Source organism: Cephaloticoccus primus, assembly GCF_001580015.1.
GTDB classification, from domain to species: domain Bacteria; phylum Verrucomicrobiota; class Verrucomicrobiia; order Opitutales; family Opitutaceae; genus Cephaloticoccus; species Cephaloticoccus primus.
This window is the reverse complement of the sequence record NZ_LSZQ01000055.1, coordinates 1-1,437: the sequence shown is the minus strand read 5'-3', so window position 1 is coordinate 1,437 and position 1,437 is coordinate 1. Positions and strand designations below refer to the sequence as shown.

The following is a 1,437-nucleotide window of genomic DNA, read 5'->3' as shown; positions in this document are numbered from 1 at the left end:
CGAACCCCCCCCCCCCCCCCCGCCGCGCCGCCCAGCTCGCCAGACACTGGCGCAGGCGGCCCGCGGCGCTCCACCGGGGAAAGCCGCCGCGGGATCGATAGCGACGTAATCGACATCTAAGGTTAAAGACTCCACTGCGCGTGGGGCGGTGGTCAGTGACCACTTCCGTTTAATTTGCGATTTTGCCAGTGCGCTGCGCGCCCGAACAAAATCGCAAATTCCGCTCCCCCTGTCGCTACGCGACAGGAACGGGGCATCAAATGCGAATGGAGCGGAAACCCATTGGGGCGGATTTCGTTGGTTAATGAGTAAATCTCCATCTGAACCCTGCTTGGGCTTTTCGCTGACTCGGGTACTTGAGGCGTAGATCTACCCTGTCGGGCGGCGTTGCTACTTAGCCGTTGGCATTTGTTCGCAGCCGCTGGGGGAGGCTTCTGTGCGTGGACTTATGAAATTGCTTCACTCCATTGCGTTGTTTTTCGCGGTGCTCTTTTCGGCTCTATCGGCTGCGGCGATGGAGCGCGTGGAGACGCGGCGCGTCCCTTTGGCCGATGGCGGTCGGGTTAAAGTGTCTACCGGCAGTGGCGACATCAAGGTGGTGCCAGGCCCGGGCAACCGGCTCGAGCTGCAACTGCACATCGTGAGCCACGAGCAGAAGACGCAAAAGGCGCGCGAGCTGCTCAACCGCGTGGAGCTCGTGATGCGCCGCAGCGATGACACGATCTCGGTCGATGTGCTCGACCGTAAGAGCGGCGGCACGCGCCTGATGCAGGCCAAGCGGCTCGGCCTGCAATTCGACCTGGTCGTGCCGGAGAACTGCAGCCTCGACCTGTACACGCAGGAGGGGAGCATCCAGGTGGGGAACCTGAAGGGGAACATGCGCACGATCACGGATCGCGGACGGATCTTCCTGGGGCAGATCGACGGAGACGTGCAGGCGGAGACGCAGCAGGGCGACGTCCTGGTCTCGCGCTGCTCGGGCTCGGTCGATCTCAAGACACAACAGGGCAACGTGCAGGTCGGCACCGTCAGCGGGCACGCCTCCCTGGAGACGAAGAAGGGAAACATCGTCGTGCAATCGGCCTACAACAGCTTCACCGCGTACACCCTCCAGGGAAACATCATCGCCTCACTCGCGCGGATCAGCGGCCCCGTGAAACTGCGCAGCGACATGGGTAACGTCCAGGCGACGCTAAACCCGGATGAGAACTGCCTCATCGCCGCCAAGGGCACTCGCGGCCACATTTCCAGCGAGATTCCGCTCGTACTTGCTAAAGGCGGCAAGGACTCGGGCCGCCACATCGGCGAGCTCCACGGCGGCGGCCCGCGCGTCGAAATCTCCGCCTCGGGTGGCGGTAAGATCCGCGTGCTAAAGGGCGCGCCGCTTTTCTCCGAATCCCGCAGCTGAAGGAGGAATTGCGCACTCTTTTTAATAGC

The 1,437-nt window shown here is 62.7% G+C and carries 1 protein-coding gene; it reads left to right on the top strand.

Features of this window, described 5'->3' with window-relative positions; all coding sequences use genetic code 11:
- The first annotated feature begins 448 nt into the window (after window positions 1–448).
- Complete coding sequence (locus tag AXK11_RS07480; RefSeq protein WP_068630865.1) at window positions 449–1,408, top strand: DUF4097 family beta strand repeat-containing protein; 960 nt, start codon at window positions 449–451, stop codon at window positions 1,406–1,408.
- The last annotated feature ends 29 nt before the right edge of the window (window positions 1,409–1,437 follow it).

What these genes read in the sequence shown, in the direction of transcription:
- AXK11_RS07480 (WP_068630865.1), top strand. Translation starts at nt 449, where the DNA reads ATGAAATTGCTTCACTCCATTGCGTTGTTTTTCGCGGTGCTCTTTTCG.